The sequence below is a fragment of the Halomonas shantousis genome (genome assembly GCF_054654615.1).
Map to the genome: position 1 here is coordinate 3112883 of NZ_BAAIER010000002.1, position 25577 is coordinate 3138459.

The following is a 25577-nucleotide window of genomic DNA, read 5'->3' on the forward strand; positions in this document are numbered from 1 at the left end:
GGAGAGCAACCATGCAGACCAAATCCGTCCTCACCCTCACCGAAGTCAACGCCATTCTCGACGCGGCCCAGAAGGAAGCCGAGGCCAACAGTTGGGCGGTAACCATCGCCGTGGCCGATGATGGCGGTCATCTGCTCGGTCTGCGCCGCATGGATGGCGCCCCGCCGTTTTCCGCCGGCGTGGCCAGCGAGAAGGCGCGCAACGCCGCCATCGGTCGCCGTGAAACCCAGGCCTTCGAGGAGATGATCAACAACGGCCGCACCGCCTTCGTCACCGCGCCGATGCAGGCGCTGCTGTCGGGTGGCGTGCCGGTCATCGTCGACGGCCAGGTCATCGCCAGCGTCGGCATCTCCGGTGTCAAGCCGGAGCAGGACGTTCAGGTGGCCAAGGCCGGCGTCGCCGCCATCGGCTGAGGTCGGGCCACATGATGTCAGGCTGACAATGGGCCAGGCCGGGTTCTACACTCAGTGAATGACCCGAACCCGGCTCACCGAGCCCAAGGAGTGCATATCATGGCAGGCGGCTGGTCGAGAGATGGCGCCGTTCAGGATCAGATCGACGACACGATCGAGGATGCGGTGCGGCGTTCGCGCAGTCAGTTGCCGCGTGGGGAGAGCCTGCATCACTGCGAGGAGTGCGGCGAGCCGATTCCTCAGCCACGTCGCGAGGCGATCCCAGGCGTTCGCCTGTGCGTCGCCTGCCAGAGCGAGCACGACCGGCGGCGAGCGACGTTCAGCGGCTACAACCGCCGCGGCAGCAAGGATAGCCAACTGCGCTAGCACCAGGCCCCAGCCAAGCTCGCCGTTGCCCTACCTTTGTCGCAGCGCCTGGCGTATCGCCTGCGCGCAACATGATTCGTCATTGTGTTCGCCCCGCTGCCCAGCCCCGCCGACAGCGGGGCTTCGTCGTTATCCGAGGCCGCCATGCCGCTGTTGCTTTTTCTCGCTCCCTTGGGGGCCGTGCTGATCTGGTCAGGCAACATGACCATCAATCAGCTCACCGTGGGCTCGATCGCGCCCAGCACCATCGCCTTCGAGCGCTGGGTACTGGCGCTGGCCGTGCTCTCCCCTTTCGTGCTGCCCTCGGTGTGGCGCCTGCGCCATACGCTGCGTCCCGAACTGCCCAAGCTGGCCGCGCTGGGGCTGCTCGGCATGGCCATGTGGCAGGGGCTCGCCTACGTGGCCGCCGAAACCACCACGGCAACCAACATGGGCATCCTCGCGGCCACCGTGCCGCTGCTCACGGTGCTGCTCAGTGCGCTGATCCTGCGCGAGGCGCCCACGCTCGGCGGTATGGCGGGCGGCGCCGTGGCACTGTTCGGCGTACTGATCCTGATCGGCCGTGGCGATCCGCTCTCGCTGCTGACCCTCGACGTGGCGAAAGGCGACCTGCTGATGGTGATCGCCGCCACCTGTTATGCCGCCTACGGCGTCATGCTCAAGCGCTGGCAGATGTCCCTCCCGCCGTGGCTGATGCTCTACGTGCAGGCCTGTTTCGCCACGCTGTTCCTGCTGCCCGGCTTCTTGCTCGGTCCCAGAACGCCCATCGACGCGCATAATATCGGGCTGATCCTGTACGCCGGCATCCCCGCCTCGATCGTCACCACCTATTTGTGGATGCGCGCCGTAAGGCAGATCGGTGCCAGCAAGGCGAGCATCTTTCTCAACTTCATGCCGCTGTTCAGCGCCGTCATCGCCATGCTCTTTCTCGGCGAACGCCTGGCCAGCTGGCATCTGCTCGGTGGCGGCCTGACACTCGTGGGCGTGATCATGGCCCAGAAGCTTACGCAGCCCCTGGTTCGCCGCGCAGCGCCCACCGGCCAGTGACGCCTTCGCCCGACTCGAGACCATGACGCTTTGCCGGTCACGCCGGCCCATAGCGTCTCCCCACCCGAGGCCGCCATATCCGGCCTCACGACGAGGCCCTGGCGACCGCCGCTGGCACAAGTCCGGAATCGCCACCTAGAATGGGGCCACTGCCGTAATGAGCGTGGACGCGAGTCCCGCGCCTGTTCTCTTCAAGGAGTTTGCATGACTGCTCAATGGATCGATATCACCAGTCACGATGGCCAGACATTCAAGGGCTACCTGGCCCTGCCGCCAGGCGGCAAGGGGCCCGGCATCGTGCTGATTCAGGAAATCTTCGGCGTCAATGCCCACATTCGCAGTGTCGCCGAACAGTACGCGCTGGACGGCTACGTGGTGCTGGCGCCGGACGTGTTCTGGCGTCAGGAGCCGGGTGTCGAGCTCGGCTACGAGGGCGACGACATGCAGAAGGCCTTCGGCCTGATGAAACAGATCGACTTCGGAGTCGCCGTGAAGGACCTGACCAGCACGACTCAGGCCCTGCGCGAACGCCCCGAATGCGAAGGCCCGGTGGCATCGATGGGCTACTGCATGGGCGGCATCCTCTCCTATCTCTGCGCACTCGAGGCCGGCGTCGACGCCGCGGTGTGCTACTACCCGGGCGGTATCGCCAACCACCTCGACAAGGCGATTCATCTCCAGGTCCCGCTGCAGTTTCACTTTGCCGAGCAGGACAAGCACATCACCGGCGAGCACATCGAACAGGTCCGCCATGCCTTTGCCGATCGCAACGACATCGACATCCATGTCTACGCCGGCGCCGACCACGGCTTCAACTGCTGGGCCCGCGGCGCCTATCACCGCCACGCTTCGGCACTCGCCCATGGCCATACCCTGACCTTCCTGGAGACGCACTTCTGAGTCTCTTCACGAGGCCGGGGTTTCCGGCCTCGTCTGCTCCTACCGCTCTCCCGACCGCCCCTATTCGGGCTTAATCGCCCGGATAGAGGCAGCCTATTGAACGCCTGCGGCAGCCGACAGTCCATGAACGTCCGGAAGCGTTCCCTGTCCCACCGGACTCGCGCGGCAGCCGCAGTGGCGTGCCGTGATAGAATGCCCCCACTTTCCATTCGAGGACTCGCGAATTAATGTCCCTTGACGATCTGCATCTCAACCTGCGCAACCTGACACCGGAAGACTATCCGCAGCTCAAGACGCTGATGGATGCAGTCTACGACGACATCGGCGGGTGCTGGCCGAAGCACACCATCGACAAGCTGATCAGCGAGTTTCCCGACGGTCAGATCGTCATCGAGGATGGCGACCGGATCGTCGGCGTCGCACTGACCGCGCTGGTCGACTACGACGAGTTCTCCAACCCGCACAAGTACGACGACCTGATCGGCAATCGCGAGATCATTCTCAACGATCCCAAGGGCGACGCGCTGTATGGGCTCGACGTGCTGATCGATCCGACCTATCGCGGTTACCGTCTGGGCCGCCGCCTTTACGAGGCGCGCAAGGATCTGTGCCGTTCGATGAACCTGCGCGCGATTCTCGCCGGCGGGCGCATTCCCAACTATCACGCCCACGCCGACGAGATGTCGCCCACCGACTACATCGCCAAGGTCTCGCGCAAGGAGCTGCACGACCCGATCCTGTCGTTCCAGCTGGCCAATGACTTTCTGGTCAAGCGCCTGCTGCGCAAATATCTGCCCGAGGACGAGAAGTCCCAGGGCTACGCGACGCTGCTCGAATGGAACAACATCCTGTTCGAGCCCGCCAAGCGGGTCCTGGAGAGCCGCAAGACGCAGGTGCGCGTCGGTGCCGTGCAGTGGCAGATGCGCGAGTTCGCCTCGGTCGAGCAGGTGCTGCAGCAGGTGGAATACTTCGTCGACGCCGTCGCCGACTACCAGAGCGACTTCGTGGTGTTTCCGGAGTTGTTCAACACGCCGTTGATGAGCCTGACGGACCAGTCCAACCAGATCGAGGCGATCCGCTTCCTGGCCGGCTTCACCGAGCACTTCAAGGCCGAGATCTCGCGCATGGCGGTGGCTTACAACATCAACATCGTCGCCGGTTCGATGGTGGAGATCGGCGAGGATGACAAGCTCTACAACGTCTCCTATCTATGCCACCGTGACGGGGATATCGACCGGCAGGCCAAGCTGCACATCACGCCCCAGGAGCGTCGCGACTGGGTGGTCGAGGGCGGCGACAGCCTGTGCGTGTTCGACACCGACGCCGGGCGCGTCGGTATCCTGATCTGCTACGACGTGGAATTCCCGGAACTGCCGCGTCTGCTCGCCGATCAGGACATGGATATCCTGTTCGTGCCGTTCTGGACCGACACCAAGAACAGCTATCTGCGCGTGCGTCACTGCTCCCAGGCGCGGGCCATCGAGAACGAGTGCTACGTGGTGGTATGCGGCAGCGTGGGCAACGTGCCGTCGATCGAGAACCTCGACATCCAGTACGCCCAATCGGCAGTCTTCTCGCCCTCGGACTTCGCGTTCCCGCATGACGCCGTGCTCTCCGAAACCACGCCCAACACCGAGATGGTGATGTTCTCGGACCTCGACCTGACCCGTCTCAAGGTGGTGCGCAGCGAAGGCACGGTAACCAACCTCAAGGACCGTCGCCAGGATCTCTACGACCTGCGGCTGCGCGACTGGTCGTGGAAGTCCGGCAGCCGTCAGGACGACTGAGCGGCCGGCGATGGTGATGAAGTGGTGGCAACAGTGGAAGGAGACGCGCTTCGCGGCGCGTCATCCCTTTCCCGAGCCGGAATGGCGGCAGGTACGTGAGCGCCTGCCGCTGCTGCGTGCACTGTCGGAAGAGGAAGCGGGCCGCCTCGGCGAACGGGCCTGGCGCTTCATGCATCACAAGCGCCTGAGCAACCCTGCCCGGCTGGAACTCGAGCAGGCGGACTACCTGGCGCTGGCCGCGCAGGCCTGTCTGCTGACGCTGGGTTGGGAGAAGAGCGACGCCGAGGCGGCCTTTTCCAACGTGCACGAAGTGCTGCTGCTGCCGGAGGCCTTCCGTCGTCAGGTGGAGGAACTCGACGAGGCCGGGGTCATGCACGTCTACGAGGACGAGCGCGTCGGCGAGACCTGGTATCAGGGGCCGATCGTCATCACCCTGCCCGATCTTCGTGCCAGCGGCGACTTCGACGGCTTCAACGTGGTGATCCATGAATTCGCCCACAAGCTCGACATGGGCAATTCGATGGACGCCGACGGCTTCCCGCCGCTGCCCCGAGACATGAGCGCCGGCGAGTGGCACCGCGTCTTCACCGCCACGTGGGACGATCTGCAGTCGCGTCTCGCCACCGGACGGCCCACGCCCATCGACGATTACGCCGCCACCGATCCCGGCGAGTGCTTCACGGTGAGCTGCGAAGCCTTCTTCGCCGCCCCGGACGCGCTGCACGCCGCCTACCCCGAACTCTACGCCCTGCTCAAGCGCTACTTCCGTCAGGACCCGCTCGTGCGGCTGCCATCGTCTGCTTAGCGGTGACCTCTGGCGCCTCCCGGGCCGCGGACGCGAGGGCGAGCGAAGCGCCTCTCTTCACACTGCCACCACTGCCACCACTGCCACCACTGCCACCACTGCCACCAAGGTAGGTAACACCCCGTTCAGTGACATTCCCGGCAGACCCTCTACGACGCCAAGCCAGCGTAGAGGGCCTGCACACTCGCTGAAGCGTTCTTTCAGCTCGGCGTGGGCGCGTTCTCGGCGATCAGCCCTTCTTCCTTGAGCTTCTGCCAGAACTCGGCGGGGATCTTGGCATTCATCGACTCGCGATTCTCCTGCGCCTGGCCGGCGTTGCGTGCGCCGGGAATGGTGGCCACGACAACGTCCGGTGCGGCGGTGAACTGCAACGCCGCCGTGCGCAGGTCGGTGCCGTGATCGTGGGCGATCCGGTCCAGGCGATCGCGTTTTTCCCAGTAACCGTCGGGAATGCCGTCGCTATACAACCAGCGATCCACGCCGGCGAGGAAGCCGGCACCCAGCGGTGCGCCGACCACCACCGACACGTCATTGTCGCGGCACTTGGGAAACAGCCGGTTGAGCACGTCCTCGTGATCCATCAGGTTGTACTTGGTGGCCTGGAGCATCACGTCGGGATCGGAGGACTCTATGGCGGCGAGACAGGTTTCGATGTTGTTCACCCCCATGCCCCAATGACCGATGATGCCTTCCTCGCGCATGCGCGACAGCTCGGGCATGGCACCCTTGCGGGCTACCTCGAGATACTCCCTCCAGTCGTCGCCCAGCATGCCCGGCGTCAGGTCGTGGATGTAGACGATATCGATCTTGGGCACGCCCAGGCGCTGCAGGCTGTCCTCGATCGACCGACGGGTCCCGGCGGCGGTGTAGTCGAAGTGGTAGCTGAAGTTCAGATCGCCCTTCCAATTGCCCTGACTATCCACCGAGGCATCGGGCTTCAGCAGGCGTCCCATCTTGGTCGATAGCAGGTAGTCCTGCGGCGACTTGCCGTTGAGAAAGTGCCCCAGGCGACGCTCGGACAGTCCCATGCCGTAGAAGGGCGAGGTGTCGAAATAGCGCACCCCGTTCTCCCAGCAGGCCTCGAGCATGTTCTGCGCCTCGTCATCCGAGGTCACCTTGAAGATGTTGCCCAGTTGGGTGCCGCCCACGCCAAACTTGGCATCGGGTGGATACAGCTTCGAGGCCAGCGGGGGATTGTCGGGCAGTTGCGAGATGATGCCAGCGCTGTTGCCTCCGTTGGCTCCTGCGCCGGCATTGCTCAGCTCGGGGCCGTTCTGGGCGGCCAGCAGGCGCGGAGCTGCCGTGACGGCGGCAGCGGCAGCGGCGCCGGTCAGGAATTCTCGACGATTCGGCATGGTACTCTCCCTGTAGATAGCGTCCTGATACATGGCGCCGCGAGCCGGCCAGGCGAGACGATGCCTCCCCTTGCCGCTGGATTTCCTCACGACGGTAAGACGTACTTGCGTCAAGAAGTCTGGAACACTCTCGCCAGGGACTCCAGTTCACGTCCGTAACGTTAGGTGACCGGGAACCGGGGCGCTTAACGTGGGGAAGTGGAGTAGGTACGGGCACCTTGCGACGACGCGTCGCTCTCATCGCAACCCTGGCCGCGGGTCGACCAGGTTACGCCGCCGCTGTCATCGCGGCAGAGCGTGGCACCGGGCGGCGGCGAATCCTCGCCAGTGCGTCGCGAGGGGTCGACATCGGACGAAGGACGCGTTGAAAGGCCATTGACCTCGACCTCGACGCGCGGCGGTATCCGGGGCATGCTCTCGGGACGATGGCGACGCTCGTTGTAGTCGGGGCCGTGGCGGCGCACCTCAGGGTGCAGCCGCTTGCTGTCGCGAAGCTCGACCTGCGGGCGCTCGGCCAGCGCCTGGCCGGCCGTACCCAGTGTCGCCAGCATCAGCATGCCCAGCAGAGCGGTATGCAGCCGCCCGAGACGGCGTGGTTGACGGCTTTCGCAGAGCGGTTGAATGAAGCGTGACATAAGGCCTCCTGTCATTGGTGCGGAGCGGTTCGTGCGGCCCGGCGTCCTGCCCGGCACGTCGGCATGGAAGCCTGTCCTGTCAGACCTCTCGAACGCTGTCTTGTTGCAGCCACTCCCATAACAGTAACGCTTCCTGGTGCGGTTTGCGCCGTACCGGGCGCACCAGCCAGAAGCCCTCTTCGCTAGGCACGGCGAGATCGAACGGAGCGACCAGATCGTCACGCTGAGCCAGCAGGCTGCGATGCGTCAGCGCCACTCCACCGCCCTCGGCCGCCAGCAGCAGCGTGGTGACCTGATTGTCACAGGAAAATGCCGGGCAGTGCCTGTCGAGCCCCGCCACGCCCGCCTGTTCCAGCCAGGCCGGCCAGCCCACTGCAAAGCCGAGCGCGTGCAGCAGGGTCTTGCCGGCCAGGTCCGCGGGCATGCGTAGACGCTCCGCCATGGCCGGCGAGCAGACCGGCAGCATCGCCTCGTCTCCCAGCGGCAGGGCCTCGACACCCTCCCAGTCCCCGCGCCCATAGCGGATCTCGAGATCGGCGCCCTCGGGGCCGAAATCCTCGGTCCAGATCGCACTGACCAGATGAATCGCAATGTGCGGATGGCGGCGGTGAAACGCCAGCAGGCGCGGCGCCAGCCAGGTCTGCTGCATGACCGGCGTGGCCCGTAGCGTCACCGGCGCCTCCGGACGCGGCCCGAAGACTTCGGCGGTGCCTTCGGCCAGCCGGGTGAAAGCCTCCTGCACACTGGGCAGCCAGGCCTGGCCGGCCGGCGTAAGCGTCAGGCTGCGCGGGTGACGCACGAACAGTTTCTGGCCGAGCCGATCCTCGAGCAGACGAATGCGCTGGCTGACCGCCGACTGGGTCACGCCGAGTTCATGGCCGGCCTCGGTAAAGCTCAGCCGACGAGCCGCCGCCTCGAAGGCTTGCAGCCACAGGATAGGAGGAAGCGCGCTCATGGATAAGGTATGCATAAGTACAGCTTGGTCATAGCCCCCAGATTAATCGTTTGTCGAGCCGATTCACAGGCGGCATCCTCGTCGCACTCATCCACGTCGACATTGTCGCCCTCATCAGGAGACTCGATGACTACCGCCACTTCGCATCGCGCCGCATATCCCTTCGCCGCTCCCCGCATCGACATGGCCGAGCTGTCGCCCTATGCCGGCGGCGTCTCGCTGGTCGATGCCGTGGCGACCGGTGCCCGCGTCACGCTGTACTGGGACGATGACAGTGTCGCCCACTTTCCGCTGATGTGGTTGCGGGACCACTGCGCCTGCGCCGAGTGCCGTCACCCGCTGACCCGTGAGCGCCTGTTCGTGCCGCTCGATGACATCGAGGCCACACCGCGTGCCATACTGATTACCGGTGGCCTGCAACTGGACTGGGCGGGGGGTCACCAGAGTCGCTTCGATGCCACCTGGCTTCATCAGCGCCGTCCCGAGGGGGCCGGGTCGGCCTCGGCATCCTCCCTGCCCGCCCGTCAGCCCTGGCAGGAAAACTTTTGGCCGCGGCGCGTGCCCCATGCCGACTTCATTGCCGGCGAGGGCGAGCGGATCTGGCTCGAGGCTCTGCTGCGCGACGGTCTGGTACTGCTCGAGGACGGCCCGCTGGAAGAGGAGGAAGTCAGCCGCCTGGCAGGGCGCATCGGACCCATGCGGGCCACCAACTTCGGGGCACGTTTCGATGTACGCTCCAAGCCCAACCCCAACAACGCCGCTTACACGCCCATCGAACTGGCGCTGCATACCGACCTGCCCAACTGGCGCCAGCCGCCGGACATCCAACTGCTCTACTGCCTGCAGAACGAGGCCGCAGGGGGTGAGTCGACCTTCGCCGATGGCTTTGCCGTGGCCGAGGCCCTGCGCCAGGAAGCGCCCGAGGCATTTCGCATCCTGGCCGAGACCCCCATCGACTTCCGCTTCCAGGACGAGGAGCACGACATCGTCGTGCGGGCGCCGATCATCCAGCTCGACGCCAATGGCAGACCGCTGGAAATCCGTTTCAACAACTGGATTCGCGACACCCTGCGCCTGCCGCTTCAGGAAGTCGACGCCTGGTACACCGCCTACCGCCGCTTCTGGCAGCTGCTGCACGCCCCGCGTCATCTGATCGAATTCGCCCTGGCGCCGGGCCAGATGATTGCCTTCGACAACCGCCGGGTGCTCCACGGGCGTCGCGCCTTCGATCCCAACACCGGCAAGCGTCACCTGCAGGGCACTTATCTCGACCTGGACCTGCTGGAATCCCGGCTGCGGGTGCTGGCACGTCACGCATGAACGGTTTCATCACGCCGGACCCATACGATGAAAAACAAGCGTCCGGCTTTCTTCCACCTGATCATGAGATATCCATGTCCCACCCCCTGACCCCGACGCTACTCGCCCTTCCTCTTGCCGCAGCGATCGCCTTGCCGGTACAGGCCGACGATGCCACGCTCGACTTCGGTGTGCCGGCCTGGCCGGGCATCACCGTCAAGACCGCCATCGCCTCTCAGTTGCTCGAGCCGCTGGGCTACCAGACGCACCGCCAGGAACTCGGCCTGCAGGTGGTCTACCAGGCCATGGAAACGGGGGACGTCGACGTGTTCCTCGGTGGCTGGCTACCCGCCCAGCAGAACATGCTCGCCCCGCGCGAGGAACACGGCGACATCGTGCGCATCGCCAATAACGTCGACGGTGCCCGGATGACCCTGGCGGTGCCCGACTATGTCTACGAGGGCGGCGTGCAGAGCTTTGCCGACCTCGACGCCAACCGTGAGCGCTTCGATGGCGAGATCCATGGTTTCGGTGCCGGCTCCGCCGCCAGCGAGATACTCAATCAGGCTATCGACGACGATATCTGGGGTCTCGGCGACTGGCGCCTCGTCGATACCAGCACCGTGGGCATGCTCAGCGCCGCCCGGGATGCCATCTCCCGCGAGGAGCCCATCGTCTGGGTCGGCTGGACACCGCACTGGATGAACCTCGAGCTGCCGATGCGCTATCTCGACGATCCCGAGAACCTGTTCGGCAAGAACAATGGCGAAAGCGAGGTGCTGACGCTGATGCGCGGCGAGTACGCAAAAGCCCATCCCGATCTGGTGAGCTTCTTCGAGCAGTTTACCTTCAGCGCCGAGGAGCAGAGCTGGATGATTCAGGGCTATGGCCTCGAGGAGCGCCCGGCCGACGCGGTCGCCGAGGAGTGGATTCGCCGTCATCCCGAGCGCGTCGAGACCATGCTCGAGGGCATCACCACGCAGGCCGGCCAGCCGGCCTGGCCGGCGGTACGCGAGGCGCTGTCGCTGTAGACATTCCGCCTGTCGCCGGGCACGGCGGCTTGTCGTTGGTCAACGTGCCCGGCTCGCGTATCCTGTGTCGCGAGTTCCTCTCGTGAGACCCTGATGCCCCGCTCGCTTGGTATCCTGATCGTTCTGCTCACCGTCATGCTCGGTTGCGGCCTGCTCTGGCAGTGGCTGGCGCTGAATGATGTGCTGACGCCCCAGGGCCTGCTGTCCTGGCTCCAGCAGGCCCTGGCCTGGCGGGATTCGTGGTGGGCCTTTCCTGTCGTCCTGCTGGTCTACGTGCTGGCGTCGCTGGTGGTGTTTCCGCTGAGCATCCTGGTCGCCGTCACCGGATTGATCTTCGGCCCCTGGTGGGGATTCGGCTATGCCCTGGCGGGTACCGTATGTGCCTCGATCGCCTCCTACTGGGTGGGCCGTCGTCTGGGCCGCGAGGCGCTGATCCGCTACGGTGGAGCACGCCTGAACGGCCTGGCCAAGCTGCTGGCCGGGCGTGGCATCCGCACCATGGTGCTGGTCAATCTGTTGCCGCTGGCCCCCTTCACGCTGACCAACATGATGGCCGGTGCCTTCCATCTGCGTTTTCGCGACTACCTGATCGGCTCGGTGATCGGCATCGTTCCCGGTCTGATCGGCGTCTCGCTACTTGGCAGTCAGCTTGGCTCCCTGTTCACCGCCGAGGATTCCAGCGCGGTACTGCTATCGATACTCGGCATCGCATTGGGAGCGCTGGTGCTATGGGGACTGAAGCGCTACGCCGACAAGCGCGCTCGCAACCGTCCGTGAAATCCGGTCCGACAGGCTACTTTCCGGACACTTCCTTGCGGATATTACCCTCGATCAGCGGCGACTTGCGCTCGCTCAACGTTTGCGAGGCGCTCTGGAAGGTGGAGCGCAGCACGCGTCCGCGATGGCAGAGCAGCTGCCACTCCGCGCCCAGCCGCCCGTGTACGCGCACCCAGGCGTTGGCCTCCTCTTCGCCACGTGCCGTGGCATCAGGTTGCGTCACCTGACGATAGACATCGAGACAGCGCTCGGCGCAGAGCGCAGCGTCGAAGTCACGCGCCGAGGCCAGGGCACCGAGGCGCATGGCATCGTGCCGCACGACGTCGGTCAGATCGGTCAGGGCCTGGGCGAAACCGGCCAGGTCGTCCTCGGGCAGCATCAGACCATTCTCGCCATCAATCAGCACCTCCCGCACCCCGGTGGCATCGACGGCCACCACCGGTAGACCGGCGGCCATCGCCTCTGCGATCACCATGCCCTGCGTCTCGCTGTGCGAAGCGAAGGCGAAAACGTCCATGGCATGGTAGGCGTCGATCAGCGCCTGGTCGTGCAGCTTGCCGGCGAAGTGAAAGCGATCCGCGACACCTTCCCGGGCGGCCCGTTCATGCATGGCGGTTCGCGCCTCGCCATCGCCGACGATCAGGACCCGGGCGCGGGGATGGGTCGCCAGAAAGCGCGCCATGGCCTCGGCCAGAAAGGGCAGGTTCTTCTCCAGGGCGAGACGTCCGACATGTCCCACCACATGAGCATCGCCGGGGATACCCAGCCGCTGGCGCAGAGCGTTTCCATCGCCCTGGGCGAAGCGCGCCGTATCCACGCCGCTAGGCACGACGTGCACCGCCGGATTGGCGCCACGGCTTCTCAGCAGGTCGCGAATGCTCTCGCTGGGAGCGATGACGGCATTGCATAGATGGGTGTATTCGGTGGCCAGGGCCACGGCAAAGCGCTGCATGCGCGGCGAGTCGCCGGGGACATAGTGGGTATAGTGCTCGTAGAGGGTGTGGTGGGTGAAAACCAGCGGCAACCCGTAGGTCTGCGCGGCGCGGGCGGCGGTGTCCCCCAGCAGGAAGGGGTGATGCGAGTGGACGATGTCGGGTTCGAAGCGGTCGATGGCTTCATAGAGCTGTCCCGGAACGGGGACCGGCAGGGAGAAGTCGCTGCCGTTGAAGCGCGGCATGGCGGCGACTCGCACCACGTCGGTTTCGTGTTCGGGCTGGCCTTCCAGCTTGGGGGCGACTACCAGTACTTGATGGCCCTGTCGCTGCAGACAGCCTTTCAGGCGTTGTACCGACTCGCTCACCCCACCCACGATGGGGCGGTAGGTATTGGTGAACATCAGGATATTCAATCCATCCACTCCCTCTAGCCAACAAACCCGCAAGCGGCCTACCGACAGCCTCCACGGGGGTGGCATATGATACCAGCCCGCGGCGTCATTGCCCTGCCTGCCTTTGCAGCGTGGCACAAGGCCGTCAGCGCGGCGGATTTTTCTTTGCCGTGCAACGGCTAGAATGCAGACACCGTTCCCCTCCTCTCAGGAGAGTTTCATGGATACCCACAAGATCGCGGTGATCGCCGGAGACGGCATCGGCACCGAAGTCATTCCCGAAGGCATGCGTGTACTGAAAGCCGCCGCCGAGCGTTTCGATATCGCCCTGGAGTTCGAGCATTTCGACTTTGCCAGCTGCGACTACTATCTCGAGCATGGCAAGATGCTGCCCGACGACTGGTTCGACATCCTGTCAGGCTTCGACGCCATCTATTTCGGGGCGGTGGGCTGGCCCGAGAAGGTACCCGACCATGTCTCGCTATGGGGCTCGCTGCTGCAGTTCCGCCGCGCCTTCGACCAGTATATCAATCTGCGCCCCTGCCGACTGATGCCGGGTATCAGGAGTCCCCTGGCCGATCGCAAGCCGGGGGACATCGACTTCTATGTGGTGCGCGAGAATACCGAGGGCGAATACTCGAGCATCGGCGGCAAGATGTTCGAGGGCACCGACCGTGAAGTGGTGATGCAGGAGACCGTGATGACCCGCACCGGGGTCGATCGCGTGCTCAAGTACGCCTTCGAGCTGGCTTCGCGCCGCCCGCGTCGCTCGCTGACCTCGGCTACCAAGTCCAACGGCATCTCCATCACCATGCCCTACTGGGACGAGCGTTTTAAGGCCATGGCCCAGACCTACCCGGACGTCACCACCGACCAGTTCCACATTGACATCCTGACAGCCAATTTCGTTCTGCATCCCGACTGGTTCGACGTGGTCGTGGCCAGCAATCTGTTCGGCGACATCCTCTCCGACCTGGGCCCTGCCTGCACCGGCACCATCGGCATCGCGCCGTCGGCCAACATCAACCCCGAGGGGCGCTTCCCCAGTCTGTTCGAACCGGTGCACGGCAGCGCGCCGGATATCGCCGGACTCGGCATTGCCAATCCCATCGGCCAGATCTGGTGCGGCGCGATGATGCTGGAGCATCTAGGCTATCAGGAAGCCGGCCAGGCAATCGTCACGGCCATCGAGTCGGTGCTGGCCCGAGGACCGGAGGCAGCGCCGCTGACGCCGGACCTCAAGGGCAAGGGCACGACCCGGACGCTCGGCCAGGCGATTGCCGAGGCGCTATGAGCGAGACCCGATAATGCCGGTCTCCCCGCTGCCAGGCCGTTCGATGCGGCTTGGCACGTGACATCCAGGACGATTCACGCCAAGGAGAGAAGGATGACCATTTTCGAAGCCCTGCAGGCCGACCACGACAAATTACGCGCACTGCTCGACCGCCTGGTGAACACTGCAGCCGGCACGGAGCGTACCGACTGCTTCTGCGAACTCAAGATCCTGCTGATGAAGCACCTCAATGCCAAGGAGCGCGCGCTCTATGCGCCGATGCTGGAGTTCGACCTCACCCAGCGCAAGGCGCGCCAGTGCGTGGCGCAGCACAACGAGATCGACGAACTCGTCGAGGCGCTCGACAGCGCCAACCTGCACAGCGACGAATGGCTGGCCTCGGCCCAGCAGCTACGCCATTGGGTCATCCGCGACTTGGACGACGAGGCGCAGGAGGTATTCGCCCTCGCCGGCAGCAGCCTGAGCGAACAGCAGCAGACCTCCATGGCCAAGCGCTACCTGCGGGAGATGCAGGCCGAGGTCTGAGCGACGCCTGTCCTGCCTGCCACTGGCAGGCCAGGCACTTCCCTTCTCCATTTTCATTCAGGAGGTTTCATGAGCGATTCCGTCTTTCTCATCACTGGCGCATCCAGCGGTATCGGCGCGGCCACCGCCCGGCAGGCGGCCCGGGCCGGATATCGCGTCGCCCTGGCGGCACGTTCCGTGGACAAGCTGCAGGCGCTGGTCGACGAACTCGGCGGTGAGGAGCGCGCCCTCGCCGTGCCCTGCGACGTCATCGACATGGAGGCTCAGCAGGCGATGGTCCGCCAGGTGCTCGATCACTTCGGCCAGCTCGACGCGGTATTCGCCAACGCCGGCATGCCCGGTGCTCCCGGCGGCTTCAACGAGGCCGACCACACCGTCTGGCACAAGATGATCCTGACCAACGTCTACGGCGTGGGGCTGACCGTTCAGGCCACTCTGCCGGCGCTGAGGAAGAGCCGTGGCCACATCCTGCTCACCGGTTCCGCCGCGGGGCGCACCACCATTCCCGGCTCCATGTACGGCGCCACCAAGTGGGCGGTCTCGGGCATCGGTCACAACCTGCGCGAGGAACTGCGCGGTACCGGCATCCGCGTCACGCTGATCGAGCCGGGCATGGTCGATACCGCCTTCTTCGACTCGCCTCCGGAAAATGCCCTGGTCGACGAGGACATCGCCAGTGCGGTGATGTACGCCGTCTCCCAGCCGCGCCGGGTCGATGTCAACGAGATTCTGGTGCGTCCCACGCCCAAGGAAGCATGAAGCGACACGGCTTCGACCAACGCATGACAGGCAGGGAGACAGCATGCCCGCTACCTTGAGACATGGCGAAGCGATGCCTCTGTCTTCCATAACGTCTGCGAGATCCTTCCATGAAGCTCGAACGTCGTCAGTTTCTGACCGCCTCCACCGCTCTGGTCGCTACGGCGGCCGCGCCACGCCTGCTGGCCGCCGACCTTCCCGTTCGTCCCCAGCCCGAGCGTTACCCGGACAGTGCCTGGGAGATCATGGATGAGCGTTTCAGAGAGTTCTATATCTTCAACACGCCTCTCGAGCGGCAGTGGTCGGGCGGGCTGTGGGTAGAGGGTCCGGCGTGGAATGCCGTGGGCCGCTATGTCGTGTTCAGCGATATTCCACGCGCCCGCCAGATGCGCTGGGACGAGGCCAGCGGCGAGACGAGCGTACTGCGCGAGAAGGTCGGCCACTCCAACGGCAACGCCTTCGACTTTCGGGGCCGCCTGGTCGCCTGCGAACATTCACCGGCCCGGGTCGTTCGCTACGAGTGGGACGGCAGCGTCAGCGTTCTCGCCTCTCATTACCAGGGCAAGCAGTTGAATGCCCCCAACGACCTGATCACGCTGCCGAACGGCGGCATCATCTTCACCGACCCGGGTTATGGAGCGCACTCCGACTACGAGGGCAGGAAACGCCCGCTCGAGCTCGAACCCGCCGTGTACTATGTCGACGACACCCTGGATGAGCCGCTGCTGCTGACCCAGGAGATCTACAAGCCCAACGGCATTGCGCTGGGCCCGGACGGCAAGACGCTGTATGTCAGTGACACGGCGCCTTCGCACTACCCGCAGCAGCCCGCGCAGATCGTACGCTGGACCCTGGGCGACGAAGGGCGTTCGCTGACGGCGCGGCACGCACTCGTCTCGAGCAACGACACCACCTTCGACGGCCTGACCTGCGACGTTCAGGGCAACATCTGGAGCAGCGCCTCGGGAGGCGAGGGCATCGACGGCGTGGCGGTGTTTTCGCCCGAGGGAGAGCTTCTCGGACGCATCCTGCTGCCGGAAGTCTGCTCCAACCTGTGCTTCATCGGCGAGCAGCGCAACCGGCTGTTCATGACCGCCAGCCAGTCCGTCTATACGCTGTATACCGGCACGCGTGGCGTCTAAACCTGCCTCTCCGGCTCATCCTTCCCTGCCCCGTCCGGTTTTCATTCAGAGGCCGGACATTTTCACCAGCCCGACGCCGCCCCTTGCCGCCGCTGCCGACATTCGTAAGGTTGAGTCATTTCCGCGTGGCATCGCCCGGAACGCCTGCGATGTCGGCGCTTTCGACCACAACAGGCAGGTGTACGGCATGGATCGTCAGACCCTCTTCCAACCGCCGCGAGACGACTACATCACCATGAGGCGACACGCGCAGCGCATCCACGACGCCTTCGCCGACAAGGGCGGGAATCATCATCAACGACCCGCATGCGGAGCGTTGAGATGCTGAGCGACTGGCTGGCCTTAAGTCTGGAGAGCGCGGCGACTTCTCGTCAGGGCCGTGTCTCGGGGGGGAACTACGAGCTGCACGCGCCGGGCATTATCGAGCTGGTGCCCGACCGACCGGGTCGCGATGCGCGAGCCTGCGTGATCTCCGCCGGCATTCACGGCAACGAGACGGCACCCATCGAGCTTGTCGGCGAGCTGCTCGCGCGCCTCGAGGCGGGACTGATTCGTCTCGGCGCGCCCGTTCTGGTGATTCTCGGCAATCTGCCCGCCATCCGCGCTGGCCGGCGCTTCTGCAACACCAACCTCAACCGGCTGTTCCGTCGTGAGCCAAGCGACAGCCTGCCACCCCAGTCCGGTGAGCCGGCACGTGCCCGTGAACTGATGGCGGCGGTCGATGCCTTCTACGCCAGGCAGCGACTGCCACGCCTGCACTACGACCTGCACACCGCGATCCGCGACAGCCGTTATCCACGCTTTGTCGTGGAGCCCTTCGCCACTACCGCCACCGAAACAGAGCAGTGGCACTGGCTGGCCGCGGCCGGCATGCAGGCTGCGCTACATCAGCATCAGCACAGCTGGACATTCTCGCACTACTCGAAGCATTATCATGGCGCCCAGGCATTCACGCTGGAGCTGGGCAAGGTCCAGCCCTTCGGTGCCAACGAACTTGCGGCGCTACGTCCGCTGAGCCGGATGCTCGAAGCGCTCGTGGAAGGACGAAGACCCGCGACGGCCCCGCCCGCATCCATGGCCTTCTTTCGAGTCGCCGTCGAACTGATGCGCGAGTCGGAGGATTTCCGACTGTGCTTTCCCGATGACACGCCGAATTTCACCGAGTTTCCCGTCGGCACGCAGCTCGCCGAGGATGCCCAGGCCGGCAATTTCGTGGTCCGCGACGCCCCGCTCGCCGTGGTCTTTCCCAATGCCCGGGTGGAACTCGGTGCCCGTGCCGCCTTGCTGGCCCGGCCCAGCGAACCGCCCGACCAGCCACGCGAGACCTGACCGAACCCGGGCAAGCGTGATCTGTACCGGGCGGGAGGCCAGGCATAATGACAATGAAGTGACACGACAATAACGACACAACGACAATAATCGAGAGACCCTTGTATGCAACTTTCTGCACACGAATTAGACCAAAGTCGTATCATTGCGGGTCGTGCGGACTCTGATTGGCCTGTCCTGGCCTGATAGAATCGCCCCTTTTTCGCGCCAGCGACGTCAGGCTTGAGTGAGATGGGTAAGTGATCCCCCGTCTCGCCATGCCTTGTCCCAATCCACGCCTGGAGCCATTGCATGGCCGATACGCCTATTCCTCTCGAAGTGCGCGACCTCAAGAAGCGCTTCGGTGACAACGAGGTTCTCAAGGGTCTCTCACTCAAGGCCCACCAAGGTGATGTCATCACCCTGATCGGCGCCTCCGGGTCCGGCAAGAGTACCTTCCTGCGCTGCATGAACCTGCTCGAGCAGCCCAATGAGGGCGAACTGCTGGTGCACGGCGAGGCGATACGATTCAAGCAGACCCGGCACGGGCGTGAACCCGCCGACTGGAAACAGGTCGAACGCATCCGCGCCAAGCTGTCGATGGTGTTCCAGAACTTCAACCTCTGGGCGCACATGACGCTGATCGAAAACGTCATCGAAGCGCCCATTCATGTGCTCGGCAAGCCCCGCAGAGAGGCTATCGAGCATGGCCGCGCCCTGCTCGACCGGGTCGGCCTGCTCGAACGCGCCGACTACTACCCGATGCAGATGTCCGGTGGCCAGCAGCAGCGCGGTGCCATTGCCAGAGCCCTGGCCATGGAACCCGAAGTGATGCTGTTCGACGAGCCGACCTCGGCGCTCGACCCGGAACTGGTCGGTGATGTGCTGCGGGTCATGCGCGATCTCGCCGAGGAGGGCCGCACCATGGTGGTGGTCACCCATGAGATGGGCTTCGCCCGTGACGTCTCGAGCCAGGTGGTCTATCTCCACCAGGGCCGCATCGAGGAGATGGGGGCCCCCCGGGACGTTCTCCTCAATCCGCAATCGGATCGCCTCAAGCAGTTTCTGGCACCCAAGTACTGAGCCGTTCGGCAGGAGGAAAATCCCTATGATCGACCTGCATGGCTACGGCCCTCGCCTGCTCGAAGGCGCCTGGGTGACGCTCGAACTGGCGGTGCTCTCCCTGGCGGTGTCGCTGGTCCTCGGCCTGCTCACCGCCAGCGCCAAGATGTCGCGCAACTGGCTCTTGCATCGTATCGGCACGCTCTACACCACCATCATTCGCGGCGTGCCGGATCTGGTACTGATGCTGCTGTTGTTCTTCGGCGGCCAGATGGGCATCAATGCCATCACCGATATGCTCTACGACCAGTTCGATGTAGACATCTTCATCAACATCAACGAGTTCATTGCCGGCGTGGTGACTATCGGCCTGATCTTCGGCGCTTACATGGGCGAGACCTTCCGCGGCGCCTTTCTTGCCGTGGACAGCGGCCAGATCGAGGCCGGACGCGCCTATGGCATGTCCGACTGGCTGGTGTTCCGGCGCATCCGCTTCCCGCTGATGATGCGCCACGCCCTGCCGGGGCTTTCCAACAACTGGATGGTGCTGCTCAAGACCACGGCGCTGGTATCGGTGATCGGCCTGACTGACATGGTGCGGGTCGCGGCGGAGGCCTCCAAGGCCACTCATGAGCCTTTCACCTTTCTGATTCCGGTGGCAGTGATCTACCTGCTGATCGCCAGCGTATCGGAATGGGGCTTCTCGCGGCTGCAGAAACGCTACAACGTCGGTTTCGGGGAGGGCCAGCAATGGAACAATTGAACGCGCTGCAGGCCTGGTTCACCGATCTGCTCGCAGGCAACGTGATCTTTACCGCGCAGACGCTGGGTTATTACTGGGACGGCCTGGTCACCACGGTGCATCTGGTCTTCCTGTCGCTGGTCATCGGTCTGATACTGGCAGTGCCGCTGGCCATCGCCCGAGGCTCGCAGCACAAGTGGATCAAGTGGCCCATCTTCTTCTATACCTACGTTTTTCGCGGTACGCCGCTGCTGATCCAGCTCTATCTCATCTATTACGGTGTGGTGTTCATCGACGGCATTCAGGACACTTGGCTATGGCTGATCCTGGAGAAACCGTTTTATCCGGCGTTGATCGCCTTCACGCTGAACACCGCGGCCTATACCACGGAGATCTTCCATGGCGCAATCAAGGCCACGCCCAGAGGCGAGATCGAGGCGGCCCGCGCCTATGGCATGTCTCGGCGCCTGATGATGCGTCGCATCATTCTGCCCAGCGCGTTTCGCCGCGCCCTGCCGGCCTACGGCAACGAAGTGATCTTCATGTTGCATGCCAGCGCTATCGCCAGTGTGGTGACGATCATGGATCTGACCGGAGCGGCACGTTTCGTCTATGCACGCTACTATGCGCCCTTCGATGCGTTCCTGTTCGTCGCGCTCATCTATCTGTGCCTGACGTTCGCCATCCTCTACCTCTTCCGCTTTCTGGAAAAGCGTCTGCTGGCACACCTTGGAAGCGCCTGAGCGCACGCGGATCGGGGCATCTCCTCGAGAAAAGGACTTACCCCTTCCGGTAGCGCGCGCTCTGCGCTAACGTGTCCGGATCCACTTTCGCAGTACGGCGGCTGTCAATGCACACTTCGCCGCACCACAACCAGGGAAATCACCACAATGAAAAAACTGCTTTCCATCACTCTGCTCGGCGCGGCGATTCTCGCCGGTGGCGCTCAGGCTCAGGATTCGCTGCGCATCGGTGTCGATGTCCCCTACGAGCCGATGGAGTACCGTACCGCCGAGGGTGAGCTGACCGGCTTCGACATCGATCTGGGCAACGCTATCTGCGCCGAGATCGACGCCCAGTGCGAGTGGGTGGTGCAGGCCTGGGATGGCATCATTCCCGGCCTGATGGCACGCAAGTACGACGCCATCATGTCATCGATGACCATCAACGACGAACGCCGCCAGACGGTGCTGTTCTCCGATCCGTACTTCAGCCCGCCCTCCGCCTGGTTCGTGCCGGCCGACAGCGATATCGAGGCACCCTACAAGGAGACGCTCGAGGGCAAGACCATCGGCGTACAGCGCGGCACGCTGCAGGACAATTACGTGACCGACATGTTCGGTGACGTGGCCGACATCAGCCGCTACACCACGGCCGACGATCTGGTACTCGACATGGATTCCGGCCGCGTGGACCTCGCCTTCCTCGACTTTCCGGTAGGCAAGTCGACCCTGCTCGACAGCCAACAGGGCGACTACAAGACCGTCGGCGAGATGATCACCGAGCCGAAGAAGTATTTCGGTGAAGGCTTTGGCGTGGCCTTTCGCAAGCGCGACCAGGAGCTGGCCGAGAAATTCAACCAGGCCCTGGCGACGCTGAAGGAGAACGGCACCTACAACGAGATCTACCAGAAGTATTTCGGTCAGAACAACGGTCAGTAACTCTCTCCCGCCACGCACGCCCCCATCCGGGGGCGTGCTGCGTTCCACCTCGTCGAATGGCCGTACTCACGGCGCTTGTCTATCGTTATCTTATGTTTTCCAAGGAAAAAATCGACCGCCATGGGGGCGCCTTGCAAGCGCGGCTCCCGAGGATGGCAACGATGTCCTGTCGACAATCGGTCTCGGTACTTTTTGATGAATCATCTAAGATAACCCCCATTCCCATCTCCTGGGCAAGGCCGGCGAGCGCAAGACCCTCGATCAGCCAGAATCTGCACTTATCACTTCACGGAGTCGCTTATGATACGGACGTTTCAGTTCAGCGGTCATACCATTCAGGACGTCACGGACAAGACGGGAGCGCTCTCGGACCGCCTGGCCGAGGCGACATGGATCGACGCCAACGAGCCCAGCGCGGAGGAGCGCGAGCTGCTCAACGCCTTCCTCGCCGATGAGCTTCCGGCCTCCCACGATGTCGAGGAAATCGAGTCATCCGCACGTTATTTCGTCGACTCCGACGGCATCCACGTCCACTCGCTGTTTCTCTCCCAGAGCGAGGGCCGCCACGGCACCAGCACCGTGGCCTTCATTCTTCAACCCGAACGGCTGATCACCTTTCGCGACTGCGATCTGGCCGACTTCCGCCTGTTGCGCATGCGCGCGCGCAACGGTCAGGTCGAGGCCAGCTCGGCCCAGGAACTGCTGCTGACCATCTTCGATCAGAAAGTGGAAAATCTCGCCGACACCCTCGAGGACATTCATCGCAAGCTGGAGGATGTCAGCCACCTGGTACTGGAGGATGAGGATGCCGATCTGGAGGACGCAGTCGACCAGCTCGCCAAGCTGGAGGACAGCAACGGCAAGATCCGTCTGTGTCTGATGGACACCCAGCGCTCGGTCTCCTTCCTCATGCGCAACCTGCGTGGCAACAACGAGTTGCAGGAGATTGCCCGCGAGGTGATGCGCGACGTCGAAACGTTGATGACCCACACTACGTTCCTGTTCGACAAGATCAACTTCCTGATGGACTCCACCCAGGGTTTCATCAACATCCAGCAGAACCAGATCATCAAGATATTCTCGATTGCCGCCGTGGTCTTTCTGCCGCCGACTCTGGTGGCGAGCATCTACGGCATGAACTTCGAATACATGCCCGAACTCTCCTGGCCGCTGGGCTACCCCTTCGCCCTGGGGCTGATGGTGCTCGCCGGGGTCTCGCCGTATCTCTATTTCAAGCACAAGAATTGGCTGTAGCGCTGACGCGCTGCGGGAAGTGGAGCGTGATCAAGGGCCACGCCCTACGTCACAAGCGCTGGGGCTGGCTCGCTCGGTCGCGGCAGTCGCTGGTCCGGCGCTGCGCTGCGACCCGCCGCATGAAGTTGAGTGCCCAGCGCACCATCAGCTGGTCGTCGACGGGGGCGTGGAGCGAGGCGATACCTTCACGCATGCGATTGCCGGGAATGCTGCTCTGGCGCAGAGCGATCAGGTCCGCCGAGTAGGCCTTGGCGAACTCGGGGTGGCCCTGGATGCCGAGAAATGTTTCGCCGACCTGCATCAGATATACCGGGCAGAAGTCGCTTTCGGCGAGAACAGTGGCCTTCTCCGGCAATTGCACGACCTGATCCTGGTGACTGACCACCAGGTCTAGCCCCTCCTGCCAGGGTTCCATCCATTCGGCACGTGTCGTCAGACGGTTGAACGACATGCCCACGCCCCAACCGCGCTCGCACCGGTCGACCGCGCCTCCCAGGGCCTTGGCGATCAGTTGGTGGCCGAAGCAGACGCCAACCAGGGGCTTCCCGGCCTGCCAGAGTTCACGCACGAAACCGCAGAGCGACTCGATCCAGGCGTGGCCATCGTTGACACCGAACTTGGAACCGGTGATCAGCCAGGCATCCGTGGCCTCGACATCATCGGGAATGTCCCCGTCATGACAACGCCAGTGGCGAAATTCCAGCGTCGGGTCGATGGCGGCGAAGACCCGCTCGAACATCTCGGGATAATTGCCGTGGCGAGGCTGCAGTTCCTCGGCCACATCGTCGCACTGCAGCAGGCCGATTCGCATGTTCGGCGCCTCCTCAGTCTTGAAGAACGAATGTCGGGTAACGATCAGTGTGCGCTTCATTATCCGAATCTTGATGCGCCTTCGCCACCAGGGGGAAGCGACAGAACGCCGGGGGACGAAACGTGGCGGATTACAACATGGCTCAACGAAACACGACATAACGACACACTTTGACGCTACAGAGAGCCACGGGCGATTTTTATAATGGGTTAATGTCAGGGGACCAGGATGCTGATTCCAGAGGTATTGCAGAACGTGCGCCAGCGTGGCGGGCAAGAGCGTCATCCCAGTACCCATGCAGAGCCGGTTCATCACCGCCCTCTTTAAGAAAATCCTACATGAACTTAGGATCAGCATGAATCGGCCGATAACCAAAGAGTAAGAGACGTGTAAGAGAGAGCCTGCTTCGACGAAGCCTTGCACCTTGGTGTCAGGGGAATTATGGAAAGTATCAACACGATTTATGGCTGGGCGGTACTGGGTACCAGCTGTCTTGTCCTGGAATTTCTCATCAGGAAACACAATCTTCTCGTTCTGGGCCTCTGCGCCCTGCTGGGTGCCTTGCTCGCAGCCCAGAGCGTGGCCTTTCCGCTGCAGATTGCCAGCTTCGCCGGCAGTAGTCTGATATTGCTGACCGTACCCTGGATCCGGCGACGTCTTCTGCAGCAGCGCCCGTTACCGGCGCTTCCCGTACCACTGGAAGCGGGCGGCGAGAGCGTGACCGTCTCACGTCGCCAGAGCGATGGCACGCTGGGAATCATCCATCACGCCACCTGGCGCCCGATCTGGTTGATCGACCCTCAGGACCCACCCCTGCAACCCGGCGAAAGCGTCTACCTGGTCGAAGTCCGCAAGCGTGTCGCCCTCGTCAGCCGGGTCAAGTGCCGGCCATAGCGCGTGGCGCCCCAATGGCCGGCACATCCGCTACGCCTGACGCAGGCCCCGCGATGCGGCTGTCTCGAATCGCACGGCCTGGGTCGCCGGCATCAGGCATGTCCGCGTGACACGCCATAGTACGAACAGCATCAACAGCGGCAGCAGCAGCGTCTCCAGCACATAGACCACCAGCAGCTGGATGAAACGCTCCACCATCCCGTCGGAGAACTGACGCACGCTGAGCGCCATATCAGCGGTCTGGTCCTGCATGTCGCGCAACCAGGCGATCAGCCCGGCCTCGTCGTCTCCTTCGGTGGCGACATCCGCCGCCTGCAGTTCCGCCGTCGCCAGATTCAACTCTTGCTGAGCCGATTGCCGACGCTCTTCGAGTACCGCATCGGAAATGGCGCTGACGCCCAGAATCGCCAACGGCACGGCGACACGGACCATGATCAGCAGTACCAGCGCTGCGCGTGCCACCATGAACAGTCTCAGCGACCACGCTGAGGGAACGATCAGCGCCACCAGCAGTACCGCGACCGCCAGGCTTCCCAGCAGTGTCGCGCCAATCACCTGGCCGAGCTCCATCAGCACCGATTGAATGCCGATCGACGCCATGGCCATCACCATGACATCGGAGTAGCGCTCCGCCATGTCCTGCAGCGGTTTGAACACCTGCCCCGGCTTGACCGACACCCCTCCCACGAAGGGCAGGCTGATCTCGGCCTCCGATACCAGGGCGACACCGCGATCGATCAGCCTGGCCGACGCGTAGGAGGCCGATGCGAGTAGTAGCGAGCGCTTGAGCGTACCCTCTGCCACCTGCTCGGCAGGCGCCACCGCCGGCCCCACCACGCGCTGCTCGAGGAACCCGCTGCTACAGGCAACCAGCACCATGCCCAGCATGACGCCCAGAGCCACGCGCTTGCGAGCGCTCCATTCTCCCTGCTCGCGAGAAGGCGCCGGCTCCACCGCTCGCCCTGCATCCTGCATACCCGCAGGTGTCACGACCGGCTCTGCTCGCCATGCCGCCAGCCATGCCGTAGATGGCATGATCACGCTGCCGGCCAGCATCATTGCCTGCCAGAAGTTCTGCAGCGGCAAGCCAAGCCAGCGCAGTGCCGCCGCAATCCCCACGGCAATCCCCACCAATAGGGCGTAACTGATCCATGGCCAGGTAGAAACGAACAAAAAGCCTGTTAGGTAGGCGGCATCGAACAGCAGCGTCGGGGCGAAAAGGGCACGAGTAGGCATGATGGCTCTCGGAGAGGCGGTGGATGGGGCAGTCTGGCAAAACCGATCGGCAAAGGCGATACACGTTCCCTACCCACCGGCTCAAGCGATTTCTTACACATGATGACATCAAGCCGGACAGCGTCCATTTTTGGCAGCTAATAGCGCATGTGCTAGGTTTTTCAATTAGTGGTTGTTTATCTGCCTTTCGAA

27 protein-coding genes are annotated in these 25577 nt (G+C 63.7%); 20 read left to right on the plus strand and 7 right to left on the minus strand.

Going from position 1 to position 25577, the window contains the following annotated elements:
* Nucleotides 1-11: 11 nt before the first annotated feature.
* The 6 genes from ACYQ12_RS14740 (at nucleotide 12) to ACYQ12_RS14765 (ending at nucleotide 5318) form a co-directional block, all read left to right on the plus strand.
* The gene (locus tag ACYQ12_RS14740; protein WP_459873159.1) at nucleotides 12-413 is read left to right on the plus strand and encodes a heme-binding protein; all 402 of its coding nucleotides are present in this window, start codon (nucleotides 12-14) and stop codon (nucleotides 411-413) included.
* 99 nt (nucleotides 414-512) lie between these two features.
* Nucleotides 513-779, plus strand: coding sequence for a DksA/TraR family C4-type zinc finger protein (locus ACYQ12_RS14745; RefSeq protein WP_459873161.1), 267 nt, complete (start codon nucleotides 513-515; stop codon nucleotides 777-779).
* Between the two features lie 144 nt (nucleotides 780-923).
* Nucleotides 924-1826, plus strand: coding sequence for a DMT family transporter (locus ACYQ12_RS14750; protein WP_459873163.1), 903 nt, complete (start codon nucleotides 924-926; stop codon nucleotides 1824-1826).
* A gap of 204 nt (nucleotides 1827-2030) precedes the next feature.
* Entirely contained in the window at nucleotides 2031-2726 is a 696-nt protein-coding gene (locus tag ACYQ12_RS14755) for a dienelactone hydrolase family protein (protein WP_459873165.1), read from the plus strand.
* A 227-nt stretch (nucleotides 2727-2953) separates the two neighbouring features.
* Nucleotides 2954-4513 carry a GNAT family N-acetyltransferase gene (locus ACYQ12_RS14760; RefSeq protein WP_459873167.1) on the plus strand — a complete coding sequence of 520 codons (1560 nt, stop codon included), beginning with the start codon at nucleotides 2954-2956 and terminating at the stop codon, nucleotides 4511-4513.
* Nucleotides 4514-4529: 16 nt separating this feature from the next.
* Nucleotides 4530-5318, plus strand: coding sequence for a M90 family metallopeptidase (locus ACYQ12_RS14765; protein WP_459873169.1), 789 nt, complete (start codon nucleotides 4530-4532; stop codon nucleotides 5316-5318).
* 200 nt (nucleotides 5319-5518) lie between these two features.
* Here the strand turns inward: ACYQ12_RS14765 and ACYQ12_RS14770 are convergent, their stop codons facing one another.
* The 3 genes from ACYQ12_RS14770 to ACYQ12_RS14780 form a co-directional block, all read right to left on the minus strand.
* Nucleotides 5519-6673, minus strand: a complete 1155-nt coding sequence (locus ACYQ12_RS14770; RefSeq protein ID WP_459873171.1) for an aldo/keto reductase — start codon at nucleotides 6671-6673, stop codon at nucleotides 5519-5521.
* Nucleotides 6674-6858: 185 nt separating this feature from the next.
* On the minus strand, nucleotides 6859-7308 hold the full coding sequence (locus tag ACYQ12_RS14775; RefSeq protein WP_459873173.1) for a hypothetical protein: 450 nt from the start codon (nucleotides 7306-7308) through the stop codon (nucleotides 6859-6861).
* Nucleotides 7309-7387: 79 nt separating this feature from the next.
* Complete coding sequence (locus ACYQ12_RS14780) at nucleotides 7388-8263, minus strand: LysR substrate-binding domain-containing protein (RefSeq protein WP_459873175.1); 876 nt, start codon at nucleotides 8261-8263, stop codon at nucleotides 7388-7390.
* A gap of 126 nt (nucleotides 8264-8389) precedes the next feature.
* Between ACYQ12_RS14780 and ACYQ12_RS14785 the strand changes: the two genes are divergently transcribed.
* From ACYQ12_RS14785 to ACYQ12_RS14795, 3 genes are all read left to right on the plus strand, one after another.
* On the plus strand, nucleotides 8390-9583 hold the full coding sequence (locus ACYQ12_RS14785) for a TauD/TfdA family dioxygenase (RefSeq protein ID WP_459873177.1): 1194 nt from the start codon (nucleotides 8390-8392) through the stop codon (nucleotides 9581-9583).
* A gap of 74 nt (nucleotides 9584-9657) precedes the next feature.
* Nucleotides 9658-10593, plus strand: a complete 936-nt coding sequence (locus ACYQ12_RS14790) for an ABC transporter substrate-binding protein (protein WP_459873179.1) — start codon at nucleotides 9658-9660, stop codon at nucleotides 10591-10593.
* Nucleotides 10594-10686: 93 nt separating this feature from the next.
* Entirely contained in the window at nucleotides 10687-11370 is a 684-nt protein-coding gene (locus tag ACYQ12_RS14795; RefSeq protein WP_459873181.1) for a TVP38/TMEM64 family protein, read from the plus strand.
* A gap of 16 nt (nucleotides 11371-11386) precedes the next feature.
* Here the strand turns inward: ACYQ12_RS14795 and ACYQ12_RS14800 are convergent, their stop codons facing one another.
* On the minus strand, nucleotides 11387-12718 hold the full coding sequence (locus tag ACYQ12_RS14800) for a glycosyltransferase (RefSeq protein ID WP_459873183.1): 1332 nt from the start codon (nucleotides 12716-12718) through the stop codon (nucleotides 11387-11389).
* A gap of 199 nt (nucleotides 12719-12917) precedes the next feature.
* Between ACYQ12_RS14800 and ACYQ12_RS14805 the strand changes: the two genes are divergently transcribed.
* The 4 genes from ACYQ12_RS14805 to ACYQ12_RS14820 all read left to right on the plus strand — a co-directional run bounded on the left by ACYQ12_RS14805 (nucleotide 12918) and on the right by ACYQ12_RS14820 (nucleotide 16417).
* The gene (locus ACYQ12_RS14805; protein ID WP_459873184.1) at nucleotides 12918-13991 is read left to right on the plus strand and encodes a tartrate dehydrogenase; all 1074 of its coding nucleotides are present in this window, start codon (nucleotides 12918-12920) and stop codon (nucleotides 13989-13991) included.
* A 93-nt stretch (nucleotides 13992-14084) separates the two neighbouring features.
* Nucleotides 14085-14516 (plus strand): hemerythrin domain-containing protein, encoded by a 432-nt coding sequence (locus ACYQ12_RS14810; protein WP_459873186.1) that lies wholly within the window; start codon nucleotides 14085-14087, stop codon nucleotides 14514-14516.
* Between the two features lie 69 nt (nucleotides 14517-14585).
* On the plus strand, nucleotides 14586-15275 hold the full coding sequence (locus tag ACYQ12_RS14815) for an SDR family oxidoreductase (RefSeq protein ID WP_459873189.1): 690 nt from the start codon (nucleotides 14586-14588) through the stop codon (nucleotides 15273-15275).
* Nucleotides 15276-15385: 110 nt separating this feature from the next.
* The gene (locus tag ACYQ12_RS14820) at nucleotides 15386-16417 is read left to right on the plus strand and encodes an SMP-30/gluconolactonase/LRE family protein (protein ID WP_459873192.1); all 1032 of its coding nucleotides are present in this window, start codon (nucleotides 15386-15388) and stop codon (nucleotides 16415-16417) included.
* 115 nt (nucleotides 16418-16532) lie between these two features.
* On the opposite strand, the gene ACYQ12_RS14825 is transcribed toward ACYQ12_RS14820, so the two are convergent.
* Complete coding sequence (locus ACYQ12_RS14825; RefSeq protein WP_459873194.1) at nucleotides 16533-16712, minus strand: hypothetical protein; 180 nt, start codon at nucleotides 16710-16712, stop codon at nucleotides 16533-16535.
* A gap of 26 nt (nucleotides 16713-16738) precedes the next feature.
* Here ACYQ12_RS14825 and ACYQ12_RS14830 point away from each other — a divergent pair, with 26 nt between their 5' ends.
* The 6 genes from ACYQ12_RS14830 (at nucleotide 16739) to corA (ending at nucleotide 22444) form a co-directional block, all read left to right on the plus strand.
* Nucleotides 16739-17746, plus strand: a complete 1008-nt coding sequence (locus tag ACYQ12_RS14830) for a succinylglutamate desuccinylase (protein ID WP_459873196.1) — start codon at nucleotides 16739-16741, stop codon at nucleotides 17744-17746.
* Between the two features lie 291 nt (nucleotides 17747-18037).
* The gene (locus ACYQ12_RS14835) at nucleotides 18038-18808 is read left to right on the plus strand and encodes an ABC transporter ATP-binding protein (protein WP_459873198.1); all 771 of its coding nucleotides are present in this window, start codon (nucleotides 18038-18040) and stop codon (nucleotides 18806-18808) included.
* Nucleotides 18809-18833: 25 nt separating this feature from the next.
* Nucleotides 18834-19550 (plus strand): ABC transporter permease, encoded by a 717-nt coding sequence (locus ACYQ12_RS14840; RefSeq protein WP_459873200.1) that lies wholly within the window; start codon nucleotides 18834-18836, stop codon nucleotides 19548-19550.
* Nucleotides 19538-20272, plus strand: coding sequence for an ABC transporter permease (locus tag ACYQ12_RS14845; protein ID WP_459873202.1), 735 nt, complete (start codon nucleotides 19538-19540; stop codon nucleotides 20270-20272). The genes ACYQ12_RS14840 and ACYQ12_RS14845 overlap by 13 nt, the downstream gene beginning before the upstream one ends.
* 147 nt (nucleotides 20273-20419) lie before the next feature.
* Nucleotides 20420-21190: an ABC transporter substrate-binding protein gene (locus ACYQ12_RS14850; protein WP_459873204.1), complete on the plus strand. Its 771-nt coding sequence runs from the start codon at nucleotides 20420-20422 to the stop codon at nucleotides 21188-21190.
* A 300-nt stretch (nucleotides 21191-21490) separates the two neighbouring features.
* The gene (gene corA / locus ACYQ12_RS14855; RefSeq protein ID WP_459873206.1) at nucleotides 21491-22444 is read left to right on the plus strand and encodes a magnesium/cobalt transporter CorA; all 954 of its coding nucleotides are present in this window, start codon (nucleotides 21491-21493) and stop codon (nucleotides 22442-22444) included.
* Between the two features lie 49 nt (nucleotides 22445-22493).
* Here the strand turns inward: corA and ACYQ12_RS14860 are convergent, their stop codons facing one another.
* Nucleotides 22494-23315, minus strand: a complete 822-nt coding sequence (locus ACYQ12_RS14860; RefSeq protein ID WP_459873208.1) for a glutamine amidotransferase-related protein — start codon at nucleotides 23313-23315, stop codon at nucleotides 22494-22496.
* Nucleotides 23316-23696: 381 nt separating this feature from the next.
* Here ACYQ12_RS14860 and ACYQ12_RS14865 point away from each other — a divergent pair, with 381 nt between their 5' ends.
* Nucleotides 23697-24149 carry an NfeD family protein gene (locus ACYQ12_RS14865; RefSeq protein WP_459873210.1) on the plus strand — a complete coding sequence of 151 codons (453 nt, stop codon included), beginning with the start codon at nucleotides 23697-23699 and terminating at the stop codon, nucleotides 24147-24149.
* Nucleotides 24150-24179: 30 nt separating this feature from the next.
* Here the strand turns inward: ACYQ12_RS14865 and ACYQ12_RS14870 are convergent, their stop codons facing one another.
* A complete protein-coding gene (locus ACYQ12_RS14870; RefSeq protein ID WP_459873212.1) occupies nucleotides 24180-25385 on the minus strand; it encodes a hypothetical protein in 1206 nt (401 codons plus the stop codon).
* Between the last annotated feature and the right edge of the window lie 192 nt (nucleotides 25386-25577).